Raw genomic sequence first — 23,823 nt, 5'->3', positions numbered from 1 at the left:
CTCGCGACCATATGCCACGCCCCTGACGTTCGACGTACCGTTGACGGGTGAGTCTTGACGACAACGAACTGCCCCGTACCGACGAAGAGTGGCGGGTCCGACTGACCCCCGAGGAGTTCCACGTCCTGCGGGAGGCTGGCACCGAACGCCCGTGGACGGGCGAGTACGTGGACACGAAGACCCAGGGGGTCTACCACTGCCGCGCCTGCGGGCTGGAGCTGTTCTCCAGCGACACGAAGTTCGACTCGCACTGCGGCTGGCCGAGCTTCGACGACGCCATCCCGGGCCGGGTCAAGGAGATCGAGGACCGCAGCCTGGGCATGGCCCGTACGGAGATCCGCTGCGCCCGCTGCGACAGTCACCTCGGGCACGTCTTCCACGGCGAGGGCTTCACCCCGAAGGACACCCGACACTGCGTCAACTCGGTCTCCATCAAGCTGGAACCCCGCTGACCGCAGAGCCCCTCACGGCGTACCCCTGAGGAGCTCGACCTCGGCGGTCCGGGACTGCTCGATCCGCCGGGCCAGGTCGCGGACCCGTTCGTTGCGGCCGACGCCGACCTGGGCGCGGGCCAGGTCGGCGGCCGATCGTTGGTGGTCGGCGAGCACCTCACGCAGCACACGGTCGACGTCCGGGTCCGGAGCGGTCCGCAGCCGGTCGAGCGCGGTGTCGTCGCCGTGCCCGTCGTGGTGGTGTGCGGCGGCGCTGGCGCCCGGCCCGGCCGTGGGCAACCAGCCGCGCATCACGAACAGCTCGTCGGCCTCGGTCGCCTCGATCGCGGCGGCCAGGGTGCGCAACGCGTCGTCGCGCACCCGGTCGCGGGCCAGCCGGACGATCTGCAATGTGCGTTCGCTGTGTCCGACCATGGTGCTGAGGAACACCACGTCGATCCCGCTCATCGCGTCCCCGTCGGCTGACGGCCCGGCCGTCGCCGAGCCGGCCGGGGACGCGGGGGCGGGCTGCGGCCGGGCCGACGGGCTCGACGTGGCGGCGCAGGCCCCGGTGAGCAGCAGCGCGGCGACGAGGAACGCCAGAGGGGTACGGCGGGGCATGCCGGTTGCTCCGTTCACGCGAGAGCGGCGACACGGGTGCAACCGAGGCCGCACCCGTGCGGTCAGACCTGAAGCCAGAGCGCCGGTACGTTCGGCGGCTCCCAGCCCGGGATCGCGGTGTGCGCCTGCCGACAGCGGTACGTCACTCCGCCGTAGGTGACCTGGTCGCCCACCTGGTACGCCCGGCCCGCCGCCCAACTGCCACCCGCGGGTGGGTTGGTCGGTGTGGGCGTCGGGGTGGGCCGCGGGGTGGGGGTGGGCGTCGGGGTCGGGGTCGGGTTCGACCCGCCACCGCCGATCTGCACGTCGATGCAGGAGTAGAAGGCGTTCGCCGTGTCGGAGATGTTCCAGACCGCGAGGATCTTCTGCCGGCCGGTGAAGCCGCCGAGGTTGACGGTGTGCGACACCGTGGCGCCCGGCTGCTGGCCGTTGCCGTTGACCACGCCGACCCGGGTGTTGCCGATCCAGTACTCCCAGTTGCTGGTGGCGTGCCGGGCGGTGTTGACCCAGGTGAAGGTCAGCGAACTGCCCACCGAGGTCGCCGGCCAGCCCCGACTGTCGTCGTTGAGGACGGCGAACTGGGCGATGCCGGCATGGCAGCTGCGCAGGCCCTTGGGGCCCTCGACGCTCTGCGGCTCGTACTTGATCTGACCGCAGTCGGGCACCCGGCCCTGCGCGCAGAGCGCCTGCCGGCTCGGTGGGGCGGAGACGTAGCCGTGCGCCTGCGCGGGGGCGGCGACGGTGAGGGTGGCGGCGACAGCGCCCGCCGCCACCAGCGGGACGGTGATTCTTCGACGCATCGGGCAGCTCCTTTTCCAGGTGCGGTGAGGTGCCCTCAACGTAATTTAAACATTGTTAACAGTAAAGACTCTCATCGATAAATCCATCGATGACGACAGTTTTCTGCGCAGCGCCCGGGCAGGCCGCCCCCGGTGTCGCCGCGCGACCCTTCCGACGCGGCGGGGCAACACGCCGACACCGACACGCCGCCGGCCGGGGTGCGACAGCGACGTTCCGCCCCACGCCGACGCGGCCCGGAGGATTCTGTAGGCAATTGTCCACTTAAATGGAGGTTTCCCGTGGCGACCTGCGAAGTCTGCGGCAACGACTACTGGATGGCGTTCGAGGTGCACACCGTCAGCGGTGACGTGCACACCTTCGACTCGTTCGAGTGCGCGATCCAGCGGATGGCACCGATCTGCGAGCACTGCCAGGTCAAGATCGTCGGGCACGGCGTCGAGGTCAACGGCCGCTTCTTCTGCTGCGCGCACTGCGCCCGCGCCGTCGAGGGCACGGTGGGTGCCGAGATCCGCGACGCCGTCGGCGCCCGCCCAGCCTGACCACGCCGGCCCAGCCTGACCAGTTTGACCGCGCCCGCCCGCCCGGCTGCGGGCCGGGCCGACCACCGCACTGGGGTACGGTCGTCGCCATGCGGCCATTCCTGGGCGTCCTGCCCCCGCCGCGCTCCTGAGCGGAGCGCCGCGCCTCTCGCCGAGCGGGTGACCTGACCCGCCCGGCCACCCTGTCGTACGCGCTCCGTCGACGTCGTCCCCCGTCAACGGCTCACCCTACGGAGCGCTCCCGTGTCCACCACCCGTACCGCGCTGCCGGCCGCCTCGGCCGCCCACCCCGCCGCCCGCAGCGGCCTGATCCCGATCACCGTCACCGGCGTGCTGTGGGGCACCACCGGCGTGGCGGTGCAACTCCTGCGCGACGGCACCGGGCTCAGCCCGGTGAGCATCGGCTTCCACCGCCTCGCCATCGCCGCGCTCGTGCTGCTGGCGTGCACCGCCGGCCGACTCCCCACGATGGTGGCCGCCCTGCGCGCCGCCCCCGTACCGCTGCTGCTCACCGGCGTGGGCCTCGGCCTCTACCAGGCGCTCTACTTCGCCGCCGTGGCCTGGGCCGGGGTCAGCGTGGCCACCATCGTCAGCCTGGGCCTGGCCCCGGTGCTCGCCGCCGCCTGGGAGTCGGCGCACGCCCGCCGGCTCCCCGGCCCACTGCGACTCGGCACCCTGGTCGCGGCGGTGGCCGGCCTCGTTCTGATCACCAGCGCCACCGAACACCCCGGCGCGGCGGCGCCCGCCCCGCTGCTCGGCCTGCTCGCGGCGGCCGGCTCCGGCCTCGGGTACGCGGTGACCACCCTGATCAGCCGCCAGGTGTCGCAGCGCACCGCGCCGATGACGCTGACCACCATCTCCACCGTGGTCGGCGCGCTGACCCTGGCGCCGTTCGCCCTGGTCGCCGGGGTCAGCGTGCCGGTACGCCTGGACACCGTGGCGCTGCTGCTACACCTCGGCGTGGTCACCACGGCGCTCGCGTACGCCCTGTTCTACGCCGGGCTGCGCACCACACCGGGCAGCGTCGCCGCCGTGCTGACCCTGCTCGAACCGCTCACCGCCGCGGCGCTGGCGGTGGCGCTGCTGCACGAACCGCTCCCCCTGCCGGTGATCGTCGGCGGCGTCCTGCTGCTCACCGCCGTGGCCGCCACCTACCTCGCACCCCACCGGGCGGACACTGCGTGAACCCACCCGACCTACCATCGGTGGATGCCCCAGCAGACCACCGAGATCCGCACCGCCTCGTTCGCCGATCTGAACGCCCGCACCTTCCACGACCTGCTCAAGCTGCGCATCGACGTGTTCGTGGTGGAGCAGCACTGCCCGTACCCGGAACTCGACGGACGCGACGTCGAGCCGGGCACCCGGCACATCTGGCTCACCGACGGCGACGCGCCGCTGGCGTACCTGCGGATTCTGGCCGACCCGGACGGCGTCGCCCGGATCGGTCGGGTGGTGGTGGCCCCGGCGGCGCGCGGTGGTGGTCACGCCGGTCGGCTGATGAGCGCGGCACTGGAGGTGGTGGGCAATCGGGTCTGCGTGCTGGACGCCCAGTCGCACCTGGTGGGGTTCTACGGCCGGCACGGTTTCGCGGTGAGCGGCCCCGAGTACATCGAGGACGGGATCCCGCACACCCCGATGCGCCGGGATCCCATTGACGCGTGACGATCCGGCTGGCATGGTGCCGGGTAGAGCCATCGCGGGAGCCAGCGAGAGGCACGGGAGTGGGCACCTCCCGGCGGTCCGGGTGTCGACGTCCGACCTCATCCCCCCGGGGGCTCCATGTCCACTTCCATCCGATCACGACGCGTGGTCTGGCTGTTCGCCATCGTGGCGACCACCACGCTCCTGTTGACGACCGCACTCACCACCGTGCTGACCAGGCCCGCCTCGGCGCATGGTTCGGTCGTCGACCCGGCCTCGCGTAACTACAGCTGCTGGCAACGCTGGGGCGGCGACTTCCAGAACCCCCGGATGGCCACCGAGGACCCGATGTGCTGGCAGGCCTGGCAGGCCGACCCGGCCGCCATGTGGAACTGGAACGGCCTCTTCCGCGAGGGGGTGGGCGGCAACCACCAGGCGGCCGTCCCGGACGGTCAACTGTGCAGCGGTGGACGCACCCAGAGCCCGCGCTACAACTCGCTGGACACCATCGGCGCCTGGAAGACCACAGCGGTGTCGAACAACTTCCGGCTCCGCTTCTTCGACCAGGCCAGCCACGGCGCCGACTACATCCGGGTGTACGTGACCAAGCAGGGCTTCAACTCCGCCACCCAGCCACTGGGCTGGGGCAACCTGGAGTTGGCTGGCCAGATCGGCAACACCCCGGCCTCCCAGTGGGACCAGGACACCGGTGGCGTCTCGATCCAGATCCCGGTGAGCGCGCCCGGACGCACCGGACGGCACATCGTCTACACCGTGTGGCAGGCCAGCCACTTTGACCAGTCGTACTACCTGTGCAGCGACGTCGACTTCGGCGGCGGGTCGACCAACCCGCCCACCACTCCCCCGCCGACGACCCCGCCGCCCACCACTCCCCCACCCACCACGCCGCCGCCGACCACCCCGCCGCCGGCCGGCGCGTGCACGGCGACGTACCAGGTGACCGGTCAGTGGCCCGGTGGCTTCCAGGCCGACGTGACGGTGACCGCGGGCGGTTCACCGATCCAGGGCTGGTCGCTGAGCTGGAACTACGCCAACGGCCAGCAGGTCACCTCGTCGTGGAACGCGACGGTCAGCACGAACGGCACGGCGGTTACCGCACGTAACGCCAACCACAACGGCAGCCTTGCCGCCGGAGCGAGCACCACGTTCGGTTTCCTCGGCTCGTGGAACGGCAGCAACCCGGTTCCACTGGTCACCTGCACCACGACCAGTTGATCCCCGTCCGGCGTCGCACCCGGGCGGGGGTGCGACGCCGGCCGGCGGGCGTCAGACCAGGCAGTTGACGATCTCGGCCACCGAGCGGCGGCGGCCGGTGTAGAACGGGACCTCTTCGCGGACGTGTCGGCGGGCGCCGGAGGCGCGCAGGTCCCGCATCAGGTCGACGATCCGGTGCAGCTCGTCGGCCTCGAAGGCGAGCATCCACTCGTAGTCGCCGAGCGCGAACGAGGCGACCGTGTTGGCCCGCACGTCCGGGTAGCCGCGGGCCATCTTCCCGTGCTCGGCCAGCATCTCGCGCCGCTCGGCGTCGGGCAGCAGGTACCACTCGTAGGAACGGACGAACGGGTAGACGCAGATGTACGGGCGGGCCTCCTCGCCGGCCAGGAACGCCGGGATGTGGCTCTTGTTGAACTCCGCCGGCCGGTGCAGCGCCATCTGCGACCACACCGGGGTCAGCGCCCGACCCAGGGTGGTACGACGGAACCGCAGGTACGCGTCCTGGAGGGCGTCGCTGGAGGCGGAGTGCCACCAGATCATCACGTCCGCGTCGGCGCGCAGCCCGGAGAGGTCGTAGACGCCCCGGATCACGACGTCCTTGCCGGCCAACTCGTCGAAGAGGGACACGACCTCGCTGGTGACGTTGTCCCGCAGCGACGGCAGCGGGGAGCTGGCCCGGAACACCGACCACATGGTGTAGCGGATGCTCTCGTTCAGCTCCCGCAGCCGGGCCGCGTTGGTCTGCTCGGTCATGTCGCCGATCCTCCCAGTGCTGTGATGATCTCTTCGGCCGCCGTCTCGCCGGAACGGACGCAGACCGGAATGCCGACGCCGTCGTAGCCGGCACCGGCGAGGACGAGGGTGGGGTGCGCGGCCCGCAACGCCGCCCGCGCGGCGGCGAGCCGGTCGGTGTGCCCCGGCGCGTACTGCGGCAGCGCACCGCCCCACCGCTGCACGTGCCCGTCCACGGCGGCGGGCAGCGGGGTGCCGAGCACCGCCGACAGCTCCCGGTGCACGGTGGCCGCCAGGTCCGCGTCGGGGCGCTGAAGGTGCGCCTCCTCGCCGTACCGGCCCACCGAGGCGCGCACCAGGGCCAACCCGTCCGGCTGACGCAGGTGCCCCCACTTGGTGGTGAAGAAGGTCGCCGCCTTGATCAGCAGCCCCTCGGTGCTCGGCACCAGGAAGCCGGACAGCTCGGGCAGCCGCGGCTGCGGCAACGCCATGGTGACCAGCGCGACGCTCGCGTAGTCCAGCTCACCGACGGCCGCGGCGGCTGCCGGCGCCGGGTCGCTGAGCAGCCGCGCCGCCGGTCGCGCCGGCACCGCCAGCACCACGGCGTCCACGTCGACCAGCTCGGCGTCGCGGGTCGGGCCGACCGTGAGCCGCCAACCGGTGCCGGTCCGGGTCACCTCGCGGACAGCGGCGTTGCGGCGTACCGTCGCGCCGCTGGCCGCCACCGCCGCCTCGACCAGGGTGCTCAGCCCGCCGACCAGGGTGCCAAAGACCGGCGCGCCGGGCGCGCGCGGCGCGGCGGCCTGCGCGGCCCGCACCGCACCGACCAGGGTGTGCTCCACCCGGGCCGTGCGGGCCAGCGCCGGCATCGTCGTGACCAGGGACAGATCGTCGGCGCGGCCCGCGTACACGCCGCCCAGCATCGGGTCGACCAGCCGCTCGACCACCTCGTCGCCGAACCGGGACCGGACCAACGCACCCACCGAGACGTCCGCGTCGGGCCCGACCAGCGGCCGACCACCGTCGGTGTCGGCGTCCGCGGACGGGCGGGCGACCGTGGCCACCCGATCCAGATCCCCGGGTACGCCCACCAGGGTGCCGCCCGGGATGGGGCGCAGCCCTCCGTCGATCACCAACGCGGCCTGCCCCACGGTGGGGTGCACGATCTTCTCGGCCAGCCCGAGCCGGCGGATCAACGCCACCGCCGCGCTCTCGGCGCCGGTCGGATCGCGCATCAGGAACGACTCCGCGCCCAACTCCACCGGCTGCCCGGCCAGCTCCCCGGTGCGCAACTTGCCGCCCAGCGCGCCGGACTGCTCGTACACCGTGATCTCGGTGCCGGTCGGTGCGCGCTCCCGCAGGCGGACCGCGGCGGCCAGCCCGGCGATCCCGCCGCCGACCACCGCCACCCGCCAGGGTTGCCGCATCACCGTGTCAGCCCTGGTCGGTCCGGCGGCTGGAAAGCTCGTGCACCAGCGCGACCACCCGGGTCAGCACGTCCGGGTCGATCTCCGGCAGCACCCCGTGGCCGAGGTTGAACACGTGCCCGGGCGCGGCGCGACCCTGCTCCAGGATGCGACGGACCTCAGCCTCCACGACCGGCCACGGCGCGAGCAGCACGGTCGGGTCCAGGTTGCCCTGCACCGCCTTGTCCGCGCCGATCCGGCCGGTGGCCACGTCCAGCGGCGTACGCCAGTCGACGCCGACCACGTCCGCCCCGGCCTCGCCCATCGCGCCGAGCAGCTCGGCGGTGCCCACCCCGAAGTGGATCCGGGGCACCCCGGCGTTGGCCAGGCCGCTCAGCACGGCGGTCGAGTGCGGCAACACGAAACGGCGGTAGTCGGCCTCGGAGAGCGCGCCGGCCCACGAGTCGAAGAGCTGCACGGCGGACACCCCGGCCGCGATCTGCACCCGCAGGAAGGCCAGCGTCACCTCGGCCAGCCGGGCACAGAGCGCGTGCCACAGCTCCGGGTCGCCGTACATCAGGGCCTTCGTCTTCGCGTGGGTGCGCGACGGCCCGCCCTCGACCAGGTAGCTGGCCAGCGTGAACGGCGCTCCGGCGAACCCGATCAGCGGGGTGTCGCCCAGCTCGACCACCAACTGCCGGACGGCCTCGTCCACGTACCAGACGTCGTCGCGGGTGATCGGGCGGATCCGCTGCACGTCGGCGGCGGTGCGGATCGGCTCGGCGACCACCGGACCGGTGCCCGGCACGATGTCCAGGTCGATCCCGGCGGCGGCGACGGGCACCACGATGTCGCTGAACAGGATGGCCGCGTCCACGCCGTGCCGGCGCACCGGCTGGAGGGTGATCTCGGTGACCAGTTCGGGTCGGCGGCAGGACTCCAGCATCGGCACGCTCGCCCGGATCTCCCGGTACTCCGGGAGCGAGCGGCCGGCCTGGCGCATGAACCAGACCGGGGTGTGCGGGACGGGCCGACGTTGACACGCCCGGATGAAGGGCGAGTCGGCTGGTCCGCCGGGGCGGGAATCTCCGTCTCGGGCGACAGTGCCCGTGGTGTCCGTGGTCATCGCCGCAATCGTGCCACGCCGGCCGCCCCCAACCGGGTGGGGGTGAGAGGAAGGGCACCGTTCCGGACGCCCGGCGCCCTTCATGAGCGTCGGCGCGCCGTCGAAGCGGGCGACGGACGGCGGCATAGGCTGCGGACATGGCCCCCCCGATCGCGCTCCCGGAGACGTTCGCCCGCGCGGTCGCCGGGCTGCGGTCGGCCGCCCCTCGGCCGGAGATCACCCTGGAGGAGGTCGGCGCCCCCCAGCGGCTGGCCCCGTACGCGTTCGCGCTCTCCGCGGCCGTGCTGCGCGACGACGACGAGGTGGCGACCGGCCGGCTGATCCTGCTGCACAACCCGGTCGGGCACGAGGCGTGGCAGGGCACCCTGCGGCTGGTCACCTACGTGACCGCCGAGTTGGAGGTCGACCTGGCCGCCGACCCGCTGCTGCCCGGGGTCGGCTGGACGTGGCTGACCGACGCGTTGGACGCCCACGGCGCCGACCACCGGGCGATCGGCGGGACGGTGACGCAGACCATGTCGACCCGGTTCGGCGATCTTGCCGGGCCGCCGACCATCGGTGACATCGAGATCCGCGCGTCCTGGACACCGGTCGACGACGACCTGACCCCACACCTGCTCGGCTGGTGCGCGCTCCTCGCCTCCACCGCCGGCCTGCCCCCACCCGGCGTCACTGCCCTCTCCGACCGCCGCCCAGCCGGCGCAGCCTGACCCGCCCTCTCCCCCAGCCCTCTCCCGCGTCGCCCCAGCCCTCTCGCGCGTCGCCCCAGCCCTCTCCCGCGTCGATCATGGAGTTGTGGTGGGCGAGATGTGAGCTCGTGCGGCATTTGTGGGGCACCACAACTGCATGATCGACGGGGTGGGGACGGGACACCTGATCGACACACGCCGGACCGGCTGCACACGCCGGATCTCCGCGCGCACTAGGGTTGGCAGGTGACCGACGAACCACCCCTGCACCGTCGGCCCACCGAGGAACTTCCGGGCAACGCACCCCAGCACCCGCCGTCGGCCCAGCCGCAGCCGGCGGGCGAGGGGGCCGACCCGACCGACGGTGGGCCCGTTCCGCTGATCGCTCCGCGTGACGGCACCCCCGAACCGGTGGCCGCTCCGGCCGAGTTGGCCGAGGTCGTGGCCCGCTTCGCGGCGGGCACCGGCCCGGTCGCCCTGGACGCCGAACGGGCCTCCGGCTACCGCTACAGCCAACGCGCGTACCTGGTGCAACTGCGCCGGGCCGGCGCGGGCACGGCGCTGATCGACCCGCTACCCCTGCCCGACCTCAGCGCGCTGGACGCGGTGATCGGCGAGGCCGAGTGGGTCCTCCACGCGGCCAGCCAGGATCTGCCCTGCCTGGCCGAGGTGGGGTTGCGCCCGCGCCGGCTGTTCGACACCGAGCTGGCGGCCCGGTTGGCCGGCTTCGAGCGCGTCGGACTCGCCGCGCTCACCGAACAGCTGCTCGGGTTCACGTTGGAGAAGCACCACTCGGCGGCCGACTGGTCGAGCCGACCGCTGCCCGAGTCCTGGTTGACGTACGCCGCCCTCGACGTGGAGCTGCTCACCGACCTGCGGGACGCGCTCGACGCCGAGTTGACCCGGCAGGGCAAGTCGGCCTGGGCCGCGGAGGAGTTCGCCGCACTGGTCCGCACCGGGGCCCGCCCGCCGCGGGTCCGCGCGGAACCGTGGCGGCGCACCTCGGGCATCCACCGGCTGCGGGGGGCGCGGGCTCAGGCCCGGGTCCGCTCGATGTGGTACGCCCGGGACCAGATCGCGGCCCGGCGGGACGCCGCGCCCGGTCGGGTGTTGCCCGATTCGGCGATCATCGCCGCGGCCGAGCTGGACCCGAAGGACGAGAAGACGCTGCTGACCCTGCCCGGTTTCGGTGGTCGGTCGGTCCGTCGGCTGGCCCGCACCTGGCTCGCCGCGCTCGACGACGCCCGGCAGTTGCCGGACGACTCCCTGCCGGTCTCGCCGGCCGTGGAGGGCCCGCCCCCGCCGCACCGCTGGGCCGAACGGGACCCGGTGGCGGCCGGTCGGCTGGCCCGTTGTCGGGAGGTCGTGATCCGCATCGCCGGTGAGCACAACCTTCCGCCGGAGAACCTGATCACTCCGGATTCGGTCCGCCGGCTCGCGTGGACCCCACCGGAGGAGATCACCGAGGAGTCGGTCGCGGAGACCCTGCGCGGCCTCAATGCCCGCGAGTGGCAGATCGGCCTCCTGACCCCCGACCTGACCAAAGCCCTAACCCCACCAACCACCTAACCGAACCACCCCACCCATATCCGGTTGATCATGAAGTTCGTGCCAGCGCGGCCGACATGTCTCGGCAGTAACTTCATGATCAACCGGGGCAGGGTGTGGGGTGGGCCACAGCCGGGGGGTGGGGACGGGGTTGGTTACTGACGAGTAGCATTCGGGGGAACGTGCCCCTCGGCTAGGAGGCTCCAGTGCCCCGTGAAGTTCGCGACGTCGTCTTCGTCGACGGCGTCCGTACCCCGTTCGGCAAGGCGGGTGGCATGTACGCCAACACCCGCGCCGACGACCTGGTGATCCGCTGCATCCGGGAACTGCTGCGTCGCAACCCGCAGCTGCCCCCGGAGCGGGTCGAAGAGGTCGCCATCGCGGCCACCACCCAGATCGGCGACCAGGGCCTCACCATCGGCCGCACCGCCGCCCTGCTGGCCGGGCTACCGAAGACCGTTCCCGGTTTCGCCATCGACCGGATGTGCGCGGGGGCGATGACCGCGGTCACCACCGTGGCCAGCGGCATCGCCATGGGCGCGTACGACATCGCCATCGCCGGTGGCGTCGAGCACATGGGCCGCCACCCGATGGGTGAGGGCGTCGACCCCAACCCGCGCATCATCGCCGAGAAGCTGGTCGACCCGTCCGCGCTGGTGATGGGTGCCACCGCGGAGAACCTGCACGACCTGGTCCCGCACATCACCAAGGCACGCACCGACGCGTTCGCGCTCGCCTCGCAGCAGAAGACCGCCAAGGCGTACGCCAACGGCAAGCTCCAGGACGACCTGGTGCCGATGTCCATCCGCGACGCCGACGGCGGCTGGGGCCTGGCCACGGTGGACGAGGCCCCCCGGGACACCTCGCTGGAGAAGCTGGCCACCCTCAAGACCCCGTTCCGCCCCCACGGCAAGGTCACCGCGGGCAACGCGGCCGGCCTGAACGACGGCGCCACCGCGAGCCTGCTCGCCGACGAGGCCACCGCCCGCGAGCTGGGCCTGCCGGTCGCCATGCGGCTGGTGTCGTTCGGCTTCGTCGGCGTCGAGCCGGAGGTGATGGGCGTCGGCCCGATTCCGTCGACGGAGAAGGCGCTTCGCCTCGCCGGGCTCAGCATCGACGACATCGGCCTGTTCGAGCTGAACGAGGCGTTCGCCGTGCAGGTGCTCGCCTTCCTCGACCACTTCGGCATCGCCGACGACGACGCGCGGGTCAACCCGTGGGGCGGCGCGATCGCCATCGGTCACCCGCTGGCCTCCTCGGGCGTACGGCTGATGACGCAGCTGGCCCGCCAGTTCGCCGAGCACCCCGAGGTCCGCTACGGCCTGACCGCGATGTGCATCGGCATCGGCATGGGCGGCACGGTCATCTGGGAGAACCCGCACTGGACGGAGGGCAACAAGTGAGCACGCTCGCCGCACCGAACGAGGTCGTCACCCGGGCGCTGCTGCGCGCGGTGAACGTACCGGGGCTGGACCGGCCCGCCGCCCTGATCACGCTGGACAACGGCCTCGACCACACCAAGCCGAACACCTTCGGCCCTGGTGGGCTGGCCAGCCTGGACGAGGCGATCACCGCCGCGCTCGCCGCGGACCCGGCGTTCATCGCCATCACCGGCAAGCCGTACATCTTCTGCGTGGGCGCGGACATCGTCGGCCTGCCGCAGCTCGCCGACCGCGCGCAGGCGTTGGAGATCGGCCGGCTCGGCCACCGGGTCTTCGCCCGGCTCAAGGACAGCACGGTCCCCACGTTCGCGTTCGTCAACGGCGCGGCGATGGGCGGGGGCCTGGAGCTGGCGCTGCACTGCCACTACCGGACGCTCTCCGGCGGCGCGGCGGCTCTCGCGCTGCCCGAGGTCTCCCTGGGTCTGGTGCCCGGCTGGGGTGGCACCCAGCTGCTGCCGAACCTGATCGGCATTCCTGCCGCGACCCAGGTGATCATCCAGAACCCGCTGATGCAGAACAAGATGCTCAAGCCGCAGCAGGCGGCCGAGCTGGGCATCGCGGACATCCTGTTGGAGCCGGCCGACTTCCTGGAGCGGTCTCTGGAGTGGGCCGCCGACGTGGTCCGGGGTCAGGTCACCGTGACCCGCCCCGCTGTCGACAAGGACATGTGGGCGGGCGTGCTCTACTTCGCCCGGGAGACGCTCAACCAGCGGTTGCACGGCGCGGTCCCGGCCGCGTACAAGGCGCTCGACCTGTTGGAGTCGGCGAAGGACGGCGACTTCGCCGCCGGCACCGCCGCCGAGGACGAGGCCCTGGCCGACCTGATCTTCTCCGAGGAGCTGCGCAGCGGCCTGTACGCGTTCGACCTGGTGCAGCGGCGGGCCAAGCGCCCGGCCGGCGCACCCGACAAGGGCCTGGCCCGGACGATCACCAAGGTCGGCATCGTCGGCGCGGGCCTGATGGCCAGCCAGCTGGCGCTGCTGTTCGCCCGCCGCCTCCAGGTGCCGGTGGTGCTGACCGACCTCGACCAGTCCCGGGTGGACAAGGGCGTCGGTTACGTGCACACCCAGATCGAGAAGGCCGTCACCAAGGGCCGGATGGACAAGGGCACCGCCGCAAAGCTGTACGGCCTGGTCAGCGGCACTGTCGACAAGAGCGCCTTCGCCGACGCGGATTTCGTCATCGAGGCGGTCTTCGAGGACCTGGGCGTCAAGAAGCAGGTCTGGGCCGAGTTGGAGAAGGTCGTCTCTCCGGAGGCGGTGCTCGCCACCAACACCAGCTCGCTGTCGATCACCGAGATGGCAGCCGAGTTGGAGCACCCGGAGCGGGTGGTCGGCTTCCACTTCTTCAACCCGGTGGCGGTGCTGCCGCTGCTGGAGATCGTCCGGGGTGAGCGCACCGACGACGTCACCCTGGCCACCGCGTTCGCCGTGGGCAAGCAGTTGAAGAAGTCGAGCGTGCTGGTCAAGGACGCCCCGGCGTTCGTGGTGAACCGGCTGCTCACCCGCTTCCTGGGCACCGTCTTCGCCGCCGTCGACGCCGGCACCCCGCTGGACGTGGCGAACAGCGCACTGGACCCGCTGGGCCTGCCGATGCGCCCGCTCGCCCTGCTGCAACTGGTCGGGCCGGCCGTCGCGTACCACGTGGGCGGCACCCTGCACGCCGCGTACCCGGACCGGTTCGGGGTCAGCGAGAACCTCAAGCGGATCGCCGACTCGGGCCAGCCGATCGTGGTCGACGACCAGGTCAACGAGGAGGTCGCCGCGCTGCTCGTCGTGGGTGACCAGCCGTTGACCGCCGAGCAGGTACGCCAGAACGCGCTCGACGCGCTCGCGCAGGAGATCCGGCTGATGCTGGACGAGGGTGTGGTCGCCGAGGCGCAGGACATCGACCTGTGCATGATCCTGGGTGCCGGTTGGCCGTTCCACCTGGGCGGCGTCACGCCGTACCTGGACCGGACCGGCACCTCCGAGCGGGTCACCGGCCAGCGGTTCCTGCCGCCCGGCGCGGCGAGTCTGCCGGCCTGACCGATCGCCGTACCACCGTCGCGGTGGCCGGACCGTGCCTCGTGCACGGGACGGCCACCGCGGCCGTTTGTGGACGGCCGGCCACCGCGCCCGGGTGCGGCCGGGGGCCACCACGGTCGTGTGTGGGCAGGCCAGCGCGGGGTGCGGATCCGTGCGGGGGCAACGGCGGGCAGCGCCCCGGGTTAGGATCACACGTTTTGCACCCCCATCTTGGAGCTGACTGATGTCTCAGCCGCCGGCCAATCCCTACGGTCCGCCGCACGATTCCCCCAACCAGCCGCAGCAGCCCGGCGGTTGGCCGCCGCCGCAGCCGCAGGGGCAGCCACAGCAGCCGGGCGGTTGGCCGCCGCCGCAGGGACAGCCGCAGCAGCCCGCTGGTTTCCCGCCTCCGCCCCAGGGCTTCCCGCCCGCGCAGCCCGGCGTCCCGCCCGCGCAGCCCGGCTACCCGGCCGCGCCGCAGGGCTACCCGGCCGCGCCGCAGGGCTTTCCGGCCGCACAGCCCGGTTTCCCGTCCGCGCAGCCCGGTCAGCCCTACGGTGACCCGGGCCTGGTCGGTGGCCCGCCCCCGGCGAAGAAGTCGAACGTCGGCAAGATCATTCTGATCGTGTTGGCCGTGGTGCTGGTGCTCTGCCTCGGCGGCGCGGCGATCACCTGGCTCGTCGTGAAGGACGACGTGGGCTCGGTCGTGGACGCCAGCAAGACCCGGGTGGTCGCGCCGGCCACCCTCGCCGGCCGGCCGAAGCTCACCGAACCGCAGCTGCAGCGGGCCGCCGACCAGGCGGCCAGCGGGATGAAGGGGGCGGCGAGGACCCAGACGAGCACCGTCGCTGCCTTCTACGGTGACCCGGCGAAGCAGGACCTCGTCATGATCACGGGCGTGTCGGCGCTGTTGGCGGACCCGAAGAAGGCGCTCGACGACTACGTGCAGGGGCTCGACGAGCAGTTGACGGTGAGCGGCATGACGGCCATCGACGCCGGCCCGCTCGGCGGTGAGGCGCGCTGCGGCAACGGCAAGGTCGAGACCGTGCCGCTGGGCATCTGTGTCTGGGCCGACCGGGGCAGTCTGGGCATGGTGGTGATGTACTTCAAGACCGCCGACCAGGCGAAGGCCGAGTTCGCCGCGATCCGGGGTCAGGTCGAACAGCAGTCCTGAGCTGGACGAGCACGGGGCCCCGGCCACCCTCGGGTGGCCGGGGCCCCGTGCCGTACGGCGGAAGCTACGCGCCTGACGCCGCTGCCCGCTCGGCAGCGCTGCGCAGCACGCAGAACTCGTTGCCCTCCGGGTCGGCGAGCACCACCCAACCGGTGCCGTCCGGTCGGGTCCGGTCGTCGACGAGCGTCGCGCCGATGCCGAGCAGTCGCTCGACCTCCTCGGCCCGGGTCCGGTCGGCCGGTTCAAGGTCCAGGTGCAGGCGGTTCTTCACCGACTTGCCCTCCGGGACCGCGATGAAGAGCACCTCCGGGCCACCCGGCGGCAGGAGCATCGCCTCCGGGTCACCGGGGAAGTCGTCAGGCTGCCGAGGGCAGTCGAAGACCTGCGACCAGAAACCGGCCAGGGCGTACGTGTCGGAACAGTCGATGCTGATGTTGTGGATCGTCGAACTCACAGTGGTCCTTCCACGGCGTTCACGTGGTGCCGCCCGAGTCCGGGCGCGTTACACCACGCAGAAACTGGTTCCCCATCGAATGGGCGATCAGCGCCCAACCCGTGCGGGGGCGCTCCGTCTCCGGGACGTCAGCCGGCGTGGACCCGGGATGCGGAGCCAACATTGGTGGACATCAACGCACCCCCTTTCATCTCGAACTGACGATGCGATCTTGCCATCGGCCGAGCGAGGCGCGCAACCCCGGTCAGCCGGCGGTAGCCACCGTGCCAGGCACCGCCGGCGCGTCCGCCGACGGCAGGGTGACCGTCACCTCCAGGCCGCCACCAGGCTGCGCGACCACCCGTACGGAACCGCCGTGCGCGGCGCAGACCGCCCGGACGATGGACAACCCCAGGCCGGAGCCCCGGGCCCCGGTGCGTTCCCGGCCACCGCGCCGGAACGGCTCGAACAACCCCGGCACGTCGGCCTGGTCCACCTCGAAGCCGGTGTTCCCCACCACCAGCCAGGATCGGTCGCCGTCGGTGCCGGTGCGCACCCAGAGCCGGCCGTGCAGGTGGTTGTAGCGGACCGCATTCTCGATCAGGTTTCCGGCCAGCCGGTCGAGCAGCCCCGGATCGCCGATCACCGGCGCGGACTCCAACGACGTCTGCACCCGAAGGCCGATCCGTTCCACCTCGCGGCGCATCGCCGACAGCGCGTTGGCCGTGCCCGCGGCGAGGTCACACTCCGTACGCCGGCCCAACTGCCGCCCAGCCTGCGCCTCACTGCGGGCCAACACCAGCAGCGCGTCCACGAGGCCGTTGGCCCGCTCCGAGGCATCACGGACGACGGTGGCCATCCGGCGGTACTCGGCGGCGTCCGCGTCGTCGTCGCTGAGCGTCACGTCGATTTCCGTCCGCATCACCGCGAGCGGGGTACGCAGCTCGTGCGAGGCATTCGCCACGAACCGCTTCTGGGCCTCGAACGCGGACGCGATCCGGTCCAACATGGCGTCGAACGTCTTGGCCAGCTCGGCCACCTCGTCGTCAGCGCCCGAGTAACCGATCCGCTGATCCAGCGTCGCCTCACCGAGCCGCTGCGCGGTCGCCGTGACCTGGTGCAGTGGGCGCAGCGCGCGGCCGGCGACCGCGTACGCGCCGGCCACCCCGACCACGCTGATCGCCAACAACGCGACCAGGCCCTTGGCCAGCAGTTCCCCCGAGGCGGCGTCGACCAACTGCTGCTGCCACTGGGCGGCGTCCATCTCCCGGCCGTCGGAGAGCAGCACGGTCGTGCCAGGCACCAACTCGTCGGTGGGTCGCAACGCGTCGCGGACCAACAGCCAGGCCAGCAGCACCAGGATCGCGCCCGCCCCGATGAGCAGCACACCGTTGAGCACGGTCAACCGCAACCGCAACGTAGGCCGCAGTCGGCGACTCACCGTGCCACCTCGGTTCGCGACTGCGGGGCTCGCAACCCCGGCTCACTCCTCGCGCTCACGCGCGCACCTCGGCCGTGCGGTAGCCCGCCCCGACCACCGTCTCGATCAACGGCGGGTCACCGAGCTTCTTGCGCAGTGTCATCACGGTGACCCGGACGATGGTGGTGAACGGGTCGGTGTTCGCGTCCCACACCCGTTCCAGCAACTCCTCACTGGAGACCACCGCGCCACGCGCCTTGAGCAGTTCGCTGAGCACGCCGAACTCCTTGTTGGTCAGGTCCATCGGCACACCGGCGCGGGTGGCCACCCGGCGGGCCGGGTCGAGCACCAGGTCGGCCAGTTCGAGCACCGGCGGCGCGGCCGGGGTGGCCCGTCGACCCAGCGCCTGCACCCGGGCGACCAACTCGTCGAAGGCGAACGGTTTGGGCAGGTAGTCGTCCGCCCCGAGCTGCAACCCCTCCACCCGGTCGGCCACCGTGCCGCTGGCGGTGAGCATCAGCACCCGGGTCAACGCGCCGGAGGCCGCCAGGTCGGCGCAGATCTGGTCGCCGTGGACGCCGGGCAGGTCCCGGTCGAGCACCACCACGTCGTACCGGGTGACGAACGCCGCCTCGTGGCCGGCGTCGCCGTCGTACGCCACGTCGACCGCCATCCCCCGCTTGCGCAACCCCCGTGCGATCGCGTCGGCGAGGTTGCGCTCGTCCTCGACCACCAGTACCCGCATCCCGGCCTCCTCGCTGCTGACCACCGACAACCTAGTGCCGGCCGGCAACCATCGTCCCTCGCCGTCCGCGCCGGGCGGCGTTGCGGGCCAGCGCGGCGTACGCGATGCTGGCCGGCGGCACCGAACGACGGACGGACCTGGCATGACAATCGCGGCACCACCCACCCGGCGGGACATCGCCTACCGGGGCTTCCACCTACCGGCCGACTCGGCAGCGGGCAGTGTCGAGGGCGTGGCCGGCGACGACGAGCGGAGCGCCTGGACGTCACCGCCGGTGCGGGTCGGCTTCGCCGTCGCCGAGGTGGTGCCGTCCTGGACCGCCGACACCCCGGACGGCTGCTGGATCGAGGTCGAGCTACGCGGCTGGCACGACGACGCGCCCGCCACCGGCTGGTACCGGCTGGCCCGCTGGGCGGCCGACGACCGGGCGGTACGACGCACCTCGATACCCGGGCAGCGCGACGGCGACGCCGCTGTCGACACCGACACCCTGGTCGTGACCGGCGCGACGGTCACCGGCTGGCAGGCGCGGGTGACACTGCACCGACCGGCCGGCAGCCCGAGCGGCCCGGTGCTGCGCAGCATCGGCGCGGTCGCCACCGGCCCCGCGTTACCCGGCCCGACCGGTGCACCGTCGCCCGCCTCGTCCGCCGCCCATGGGATCGTGCTGGACGTGCCGCGCTACTCGCAGCGGCTGCACGCCGGCCAGTACCCGCAGTGGGGTGGCGGCGGCGACTCCTGGTGCAGCCCCACCTGCACCTCGATGGTGCTCGCCTACTGGGGTGCCGAGCCGACGCCGGAGCACTACGCCTGGGTGGAGCCGTCCGGCCCTCGTCCGGTGGTGGTGCACGCTGCCCGACACTGCTACGACCACGCGTACGCCGGGGCCGGCAACTGGCCGTTCAACACCGCGTACGCCGGACTGCACGGGGTGGACGCGTTCGTCACCCGCCTGCGGTCGCTGAACGAGGCGGAGGCGTTCATCGCCGCCGGCATCCCCCTGATCGTCTCCGCCGCGTTCCGGGCCGACGAGGTGCCGGGGCTCGGGTACGACACCCGCGGGCACCTGATGGTGCTGGTCGGCTTCACCACCGACGGCGACCCGGTGCTCAACGACCCGTACGCCCCGGACGACGACGCGGTCCGTCGTACCGTGCCCCGGCAGGGTTTCGAGACCGTCTGGCAGCGCGGCAGCGGCGGGGTGGCGTACGTGCTGCGACCCGCGTCGGTGCCGCTGCCGCCGCCGCCCGCCCAGGCCAACTGGTGATCAGCCGGCCAGTTTCCAGAGCTGGTACGAGCTGGGCGCGGCGGCATTGCACACCAGGTAACCGGTGACCACCTGACACTCCCCGGTGGCATCGCGCAGCACATCCACGATGCGCACCGTTCCCGCGCCGATGTCCAACTCGCCGACGAGCACCCCGCCGTCGGGATGCCGGCGGATGCCGACCAGCCGGCCCCCAGGACCAAGTTGGTACAGCTCCCACCGGCCCAGGTCGGCCAACTGCCGGCCGGTCAGCGCATCGAGCACCAGGTACTGCTCCAACGGGCCGACGCCGCTGAGGTTGGCCATCAGCCGCCCGCCGGCCGGCCAGGCCCACCCCCACCGGCTGCTGCTCCAGCGCACCTCGCCGGTCATCCGGTCGACCGCCTGCATCTCGTTGGTGGCGCGCATACAGAGGACCGGGCCGCAGTCCAACGCGAAGTCGATCTGCACCCTCGTGCGGGTCCAGCGTTTGTCGAGCTGGTCCAACCCGTACGCGGTGATCGTGCCCGCGCCCCTGTCGTGCGCCACCAGCAGGTCGTCCATCACGTCCAGATCGATCGGACCGCCGTCGGGCGGGCGCAGATCGGCGCGGGCCAGCACCGCGCCGGTGGTCGCGTCGCGTACCTCGACCGGCCCGTCCAACTGGTTGAACACCACCCGGTCCACCCCGCGCTCGGTGCCGCGCAGGGTCACCGCGGCGCTGACGCCGGCGAGCTGCCAACGCACGGTGCCGCAGCACGGATCGATCGCGCGCACACCGGACGGTTCGGTCTCACCACCGGTGCGCAGCAGCAGGTTGCCGTCGACCAGTTCGAAAACGGTGCCCGGCTGCTGCCACCGGTACGCCCCGGTCGCCCGGTCCAGTGCCATCGTGAGGTTCCCCCGGCCCTGCGGACCGATCTCGTACCCGGTGGCCAGCACCATCCCGGCCAGCGCGGTCATTCCCCAGTACCGGGCCTCCGTCGACAGCGGCACCTGCCAGACCAGCTCGCCGCCGGGCAGGTGATACGCGGCCAGCCGCCCAGGTCGCGACTGGCTTGACGGCTCCAGGATCAGGAGGCGGTCACCGTCGATCATGACGTCGGACCCGGGCCGGGCCGACAGCGTCACCGGGGCCAGCCGGGGCGGCGCAACGTCGGCGGCGGCGAGCGTGACCAGCGCGAGCAGCACGACCAGCGCGCAGCGCAGCGGACGACTCTGCGCGCGGGGTGGGCGCAGCGACGGCTCCGGGTCGGGGCCGTGCCGCAACTCGCCGAGGTCGATCACCGGCCCGGTCATCGGGTCAACCGCCACAGCCCGAAGGTACCGTCGAGGCGTTGGCACAGCAGGACCGGCAGGGACGCCTGACAACCGCCGGCGATGCCCGGCAACACGTCGAGGATCCGTGTTCCGCCGGCCACCAGGTCGAGTTCGGCGACGAGCATCCGACCGCGCTCACCCCGCCGCACACCGACCAGCGGGTCGACCCGTCGGAGCACCCGCGTCAGACTCCACGCGCCCAGCTCGGCTCGTACCTGCCCGGTCGCCGCGTCCCGCACCTCGTACCCCCGGCCGGGCTTCGCCATCAACAACCGACCATCTCGGACGTCGGCCAGGTTGTCCTGGCCCCGGTCGGACCACCGCACCGCCCCGGTGGCCGGGTCGAGCACCTGGAGGCCGCCGGTCTGCGGAATCACGCAGAGCAGACCGGCGCAGCCGACCACGTAGGCCACCAACGGCATCTCGACCGTCCACCGTGGCAACAGATCGGCCAGCCCGTAGCTCACCAGCCGGTTGGCGCCGGGTGGGACGAGCAGCAGCAGGTCGCCGACGACCTGAATCCGCTGGTACGCCTTCCGGTCGGCGGGCAGCGTATCGACGCTGCGCAGCAGTCTGCCGGTCCCGGCGTCGTGCACCTGCACCGCGCCGCTGGGCTGAAGCAGCACGAACTGGTCGACCCGACCCTCAACAAGGTGGTAGGAGATGCCGGTGGAGGACTGGATCGGCACCGTCCAGATCAGCTCGCCGGAGTCGGGGTCGATCCCGCTCATCGCGCTCGACTCGTCCTCCCGGACATTCGTCAGCAGCAGACCGTCGTGGACGGTCGGGTCGACGGAGCCCGGCTGCTGCCACCGCTGCCGGCCCGTCGCGGCGTCGTAGGCGGTGGTCTGGAACTGCTGGTTCGGGGCGTTGACCGCCACCGCCAGCACCAGCCGCCGTTCGACCCGGACATCGATGACGTCACCGGAGCGGGCCAGCGGCGCCCGCCACCGCCGCCGCACACCAGCGTCGGTCGGTGTCGGCTGGGCGTACGCGGTCAGGTAGCGGCCCCCCTCGGGTTCCGGCCGGTCCACCACGAAGACGCTGTCCGCGGCGAGGTACGCCGAGGAGATCGGCGACCCCGGCACGACGTACACCGTCCGCTGCGGTGTCGGGGCCGCACCACCCAACCCCAGCAGGGCGAGCACCAGCACCGCCGCGCTGCGCGACGGACGGCCGGCGGCGCGCGGCCGGCGGGCCGGCGCAGAAGCTGCCGGCTCGTCCCGGACCTCGCCCAGTTCGATGATCGACAACTACGTCCCTTCATCACCGCGTAACGGGAGCAACGTCCGGCAAACCGACCGTGGGCGTACCGGCCCGGCAAAAGCGACGCACCCTCGCCTGTACGATGGCGCGTCGTGGCTGTGCCGGTGATAGACCCTTCGCTGAATCCCGTGACCGACGCCGACCCGGCCGAGGTCGAGTCGACACGGCGGCCTCGACGCCGTCCGGCCCGAGCCGACCTGTTGGCCCTCGGAGCCTATGTGCTGCTGGGCGTCTTCGTCTGCCTCAACTACTGGGGTGACGTCAACGGCCGGGTCTCCTCCCACCTGCCCACCGACCACAGCTGGTTCGAGTGGCTGTTCGCGCACGGCGAGTACTCGGTGCGGCACCTGGAGAACCCGCTCTTCACGGCCCGTCAGAACGCCCCGGACGGGGTGAACATGATGGCCAACACCTCGCTGCTCGGGGTGACCCTGCCGCTGGCCCCGCTGACCATGCTGCTCGGCCCCCAGGTGATGTACGCGCTCTACCTGGGTGCGGCGCTGGCGGCCACCGCCGGCACCGGGTACTGGATGCTCTCCCGCCACCTGGTGCGTTCCCGGGCGGCGGCGTTCGTCGGCGGCGCGTTCCTCGGCTTCGCGCCGGGAATCATCCACCACGCCAACGGCCAGCCGAACTTCGTGTCCAACTTCCTGCTCCCGCTGATCGTGGTGCGGGTGCTGACCCTGGCTGAGCCGGGCCGGTGGCGGCGCAACGGGCTGGTGCTCGGCGCGCTGGTGGCGTACCAGATCTTCATCAACGAGGAGATGCTGCTGCTCACCGCGCTGGCCTGCCTGGTCATCGTGCTGGCGTACGTCGTGCAGCGACCGCGGGCCAGTCGGGCCGCCGCCGGCACGTTTTTGGCCGGGCTCGGTGTCGCCGGCGGGCTGGCCCTGGTGCTCACCGCGTACCCGATCTGGTTCCAGTTCAACGGCCCGCAGTCCTACCGGGGCCTGCAGGGCGGGGTGTTCCACAACTGGGGCGAGGACCTGGTCGCCTTCGTCACCTTCGCCCGGGACACCTGGGCCGGTGACCCGGCGGTGGAGAAGACGATCGGCCTGACCGAGCAGAACACCTGGTTCGGTTGGCCGCTGGTGCTGCTCTCGGTGGTGGCGCTGGTGCTGCTGGTACGCCGCTCGCTGGCCACCCGGATCGTCGCGGTGCTCATCGTGGTGTTCAGCGTGGCCGCGATCGGGCCGTGGGTGCGCTTCAACGGTGTGGAGACCGACATTCGCGGCCCGTGGTCGTACGTGTCGGACGACCTGCCGCTGGTCGAGATGATGATGCCGACCCGGTTGACGCTGGTGGTCGCCGCCGCGGTGGGCGTCCTGCTCGCGTTGACCTGGGACGCCGCGTACCGCCAGGGGCGCCCGGTGGTCGACCGGCCGCGGGTGCCGGCCCAGCGCGGCGGCGAACCGGCCCCGGCGACGCCCGCCGGCCCGGCCGCGTCGACCGCGCCGCGCCGTCGTCGGTGGCTGCGCCCGGTGGGGTACGCGGCGGTCGCCCTCGCCGTGCTGCCGCTCTTCCCCCGGCCACTGCCCGCCCAGCAGATCGATCCGCCGCCGCACTTCATCACCGCGGGCGGTTGGCGGCCGTACGTGCCGGTGGGTCGGACCCTGGTGCCGGTGCCGATCCCGAGCAATGTGCACGGCCTGCCGACGCTGCGGTGGAGTGCGCTCACCGGGCAGGAGTTCCCCATTCCGGGCGGCTACTTCATCGGCCCGAACGAGCTGGGTGAGGGGGTCTTCGGCGCGCCGAACCGGCCGACCAGCACCCTCATCTACTCCACCATGGACACCGGCACGGTCCCGGCGCTGACCGACGAGAACCGCCGCCAGGCCGTCGAGGACCTGCGGTTCTGGCGGGCGTCGGTGGTGGTGCTCGGGGCGCACCCCCGCGAGGCGGTGCTCCGTGACCTGGTCACCGCGCTGCTCGGGCCGCCGCAGCGGGTCGACGACGTCTGGGTCTGGGACGTCCGCACCCTGGTGGGTTAGTCGACGA

22 protein-coding genes are annotated in these 23,823 nt (G+C 72.4%); 12 read left to right on the top strand and 10 right to left on the bottom strand.

The genetic code is table 11. The annotated features are described in order from the left end of the window. The first annotated feature begins 47 nt into the window (after positions 1 to 47). Positions 48 to 452 (top strand): peptide-methionine (R)-S-oxide reductase MsrB, encoded by a 405-nt coding sequence (gene msrB / locus EV382_RS00955; RefSeq protein ID WP_030336225.1) that lies wholly within the window; start codon positions 48 to 50, stop codon positions 450 to 452. Positions 453 to 464: 12 nt separating this feature from the next. Here msrB and EV382_RS00950 read toward each other — a convergent pair whose 3' ends face one another. Further along, a complete protein-coding gene (locus EV382_RS00950) occupies positions 465 to 1,052 on the bottom strand; it encodes a DUF305 domain-containing protein (RefSeq protein WP_130399780.1) in 588 nt (195 codons plus the stop codon). Positions 1,053 to 1,114: 62 nt separating this feature from the next. Continuing rightward, positions 1,115 to 1,852: a lytic polysaccharide monooxygenase gene (locus EV382_RS00945; protein WP_130399779.1), complete on the bottom strand. Its 738-nt coding sequence runs from the start codon at positions 1,850 to 1,852 to the stop codon at positions 1,115 to 1,117. Between the two features lie 279 nt (positions 1,853 to 2,131). Between EV382_RS00945 and EV382_RS00940 the strand changes: the two genes are divergently transcribed. The 4 genes from EV382_RS00940 (at position 2,132) to EV382_RS00925 (ending at position 5,272) form a co-directional block, all read left to right on the top strand. Continuing rightward, the gene (locus EV382_RS00940) at positions 2,132 to 2,392 is read left to right on the top strand and encodes a Prokaryotic metallothionein (protein WP_130399778.1); all 261 of its coding nucleotides are present in this window, start codon (positions 2,132 to 2,134) and stop codon (positions 2,390 to 2,392) included. A 243-nt stretch (positions 2,393 to 2,635) separates the two neighbouring features. Next, the gene (locus tag EV382_RS00935; RefSeq protein WP_244236488.1) at positions 2,636 to 3,577 is read left to right on the top strand and encodes a DMT family transporter; all 942 of its coding nucleotides are present in this window, start codon (positions 2,636 to 2,638) and stop codon (positions 3,575 to 3,577) included. Positions 3,578 to 3,601: 24 nt separating this feature from the next. Further along, entirely contained in the window at positions 3,602 to 4,057 is a 456-nt protein-coding gene (locus EV382_RS00930) for a GNAT family N-acetyltransferase (protein WP_130399777.1), read from the top strand. Positions 4,058 to 4,174: 117 nt separating this feature from the next. After that, positions 4,175 to 5,272, top strand: coding sequence for a lytic polysaccharide monooxygenase auxiliary activity family 9 protein (locus EV382_RS00925; RefSeq protein ID WP_130399776.1), 1,098 nt, complete (start codon positions 4,175 to 4,177; stop codon positions 5,270 to 5,272). A 51-nt stretch (positions 5,273 to 5,323) separates the two neighbouring features. On the opposite strand, the gene hemQ is transcribed toward EV382_RS00925, so the two are convergent. Genes hemQ through hemE form a run of 3 tightly spaced genes read right to left on the bottom strand, consistent with a single transcriptional unit; the run spans position 5,324 to position 8,536 of the window. After that, a complete protein-coding gene (gene hemQ / locus EV382_RS00920) occupies positions 5,324 to 6,025 on the bottom strand; it encodes a hydrogen peroxide-dependent heme synthase (protein ID WP_130399775.1) in 702 nt (233 codons plus the stop codon). After that, positions 6,022 to 7,431: a protoporphyrinogen oxidase gene (hemG, locus tag EV382_RS00915; protein WP_130399774.1), complete on the bottom strand. Its 1,410-nt coding sequence runs from the start codon at positions 7,429 to 7,431 to the stop codon at positions 6,022 to 6,024. Before hemG ends, hemQ begins: the two co-directional genes overlap by 4 nt. A gap of 7 nt (positions 7,432 to 7,438) precedes the next feature. After that, positions 7,439 to 8,536: a uroporphyrinogen decarboxylase gene (hemE, locus tag EV382_RS00910; RefSeq protein ID WP_130399773.1), complete on the bottom strand. Its 1,098-nt coding sequence runs from the start codon at positions 8,534 to 8,536 to the stop codon at positions 7,439 to 7,441. A 137-nt stretch (positions 8,537 to 8,673) separates the two neighbouring features. Between hemE and EV382_RS00905 the strand changes: the two genes are divergently transcribed. The 5 genes from EV382_RS00905 (at position 8,674) to EV382_RS00885 (ending at position 15,395) form a co-directional block, all read left to right on the top strand. Then, positions 8,674 to 9,246, top strand: a complete 573-nt coding sequence (locus EV382_RS00905) for a DUF3000 domain-containing protein (RefSeq protein WP_130399772.1) — start codon at positions 8,674 to 8,676, stop codon at positions 9,244 to 9,246. Between the two features lie 225 nt (positions 9,247 to 9,471). After that, on the top strand, positions 9,472 to 10,794 hold the full coding sequence (locus EV382_RS00900) for a ribonuclease D (protein WP_130399771.1): 1,323 nt from the start codon (positions 9,472 to 9,474) through the stop codon (positions 10,792 to 10,794). 185 nt (positions 10,795 to 10,979) lie between these two features. Then, on the top strand, positions 10,980 to 12,176 hold the full coding sequence (locus EV382_RS00895; protein WP_130399770.1) for a thiolase family protein: 1,197 nt from the start codon (positions 10,980 to 10,982) through the stop codon (positions 12,174 to 12,176). Continuing rightward, positions 12,173 to 14,242, top strand: coding sequence for a 3-hydroxyacyl-CoA dehydrogenase NAD-binding domain-containing protein (locus EV382_RS00890; protein WP_130399769.1), 2,070 nt, complete (start codon positions 12,173 to 12,175; stop codon positions 14,240 to 14,242). Before EV382_RS00895 ends, EV382_RS00890 begins: the two co-directional genes overlap by 4 nt. Before the next feature lie 223 nt (positions 14,243 to 14,465). After that, on the top strand, positions 14,466 to 15,395 hold the full coding sequence (locus EV382_RS00885) for a hypothetical protein (protein WP_130399768.1): 930 nt from the start codon (positions 14,466 to 14,468) through the stop codon (positions 15,393 to 15,395). A 64-nt stretch (positions 15,396 to 15,459) separates the two neighbouring features. On the opposite strand, the gene EV382_RS00880 is transcribed toward EV382_RS00885, so the two are convergent. From EV382_RS00880 to EV382_RS00870, 3 genes are all read right to left on the bottom strand, one after another. Beyond that, positions 15,460 to 15,849 (bottom strand): VOC family protein, encoded by a 390-nt coding sequence (locus tag EV382_RS00880; protein WP_130399767.1) that lies wholly within the window; start codon positions 15,847 to 15,849, stop codon positions 15,460 to 15,462. A 244-nt stretch (positions 15,850 to 16,093) separates the two neighbouring features. After that, positions 16,094 to 17,269 carry a sensor histidine kinase gene (locus EV382_RS00875; RefSeq protein ID WP_130399766.1) on the bottom strand — a complete coding sequence of 392 codons (1,176 nt, stop codon included), beginning with the start codon at positions 17,267 to 17,269 and terminating at the stop codon, positions 16,094 to 16,096. A 55-nt stretch (positions 17,270 to 17,324) separates the two neighbouring features. Next, positions 17,325 to 17,993 (bottom strand): response regulator transcription factor, encoded by a 669-nt coding sequence (locus EV382_RS00870; RefSeq protein ID WP_130399765.1) that lies wholly within the window; start codon positions 17,991 to 17,993, stop codon positions 17,325 to 17,327. A 142-nt stretch (positions 17,994 to 18,135) separates the two neighbouring features. On the opposite strand from EV382_RS00870, the gene EV382_RS00865 reads away from it, so the two are divergent. Next, positions 18,136 to 19,260, top strand: a complete 1,125-nt coding sequence (locus EV382_RS00865) for a peptidase C39 family protein (RefSeq protein WP_130399764.1) — start codon at positions 18,136 to 18,138, stop codon at positions 19,258 to 19,260. Here EV382_RS00865 and EV382_RS00860 read toward each other — a convergent pair whose 3' ends face one another. Further along, a complete protein-coding gene (locus tag EV382_RS00860) occupies positions 19,261 to 20,553 on the bottom strand; it encodes an outer membrane protein assembly factor BamB family protein (RefSeq protein ID WP_130399763.1) in 1,293 nt (430 codons plus the stop codon). Beyond that, positions 20,535 to 21,812, bottom strand: a complete 1,278-nt coding sequence (locus tag EV382_RS00855) for an outer membrane protein assembly factor BamB family protein (RefSeq protein ID WP_130399762.1) — start codon at positions 21,810 to 21,812, stop codon at positions 20,535 to 20,537. The genes EV382_RS00860 and EV382_RS00855 overlap by 19 nt, the downstream gene beginning before the upstream one ends. 141 nt (positions 21,813 to 21,953) lie before the next feature. On the opposite strand from EV382_RS00855, the gene EV382_RS00850 reads away from it, so the two are divergent. After that, positions 21,954 to 23,816 carry a DUF6311 domain-containing protein gene (locus tag EV382_RS00850; protein WP_425271855.1) on the top strand — a complete coding sequence of 621 codons (1,863 nt, stop codon included), beginning with the start codon at positions 21,954 to 21,956 and terminating at the stop codon, positions 23,814 to 23,816. Positions 23,817 to 23,823: the final 7 nt, after the last annotated feature.

It is taken from the genome of Micromonospora violae, assembly GCF_004217135.1.
Lineage (GTDB): Bacteria > Actinomycetota > Actinomycetes > Mycobacteriales > Micromonosporaceae > Micromonospora > Micromonospora violae.
Note: the sequence above shows the minus strand (reverse complement) of the source record. Positions and strands in the feature narration are given on the sequence as shown.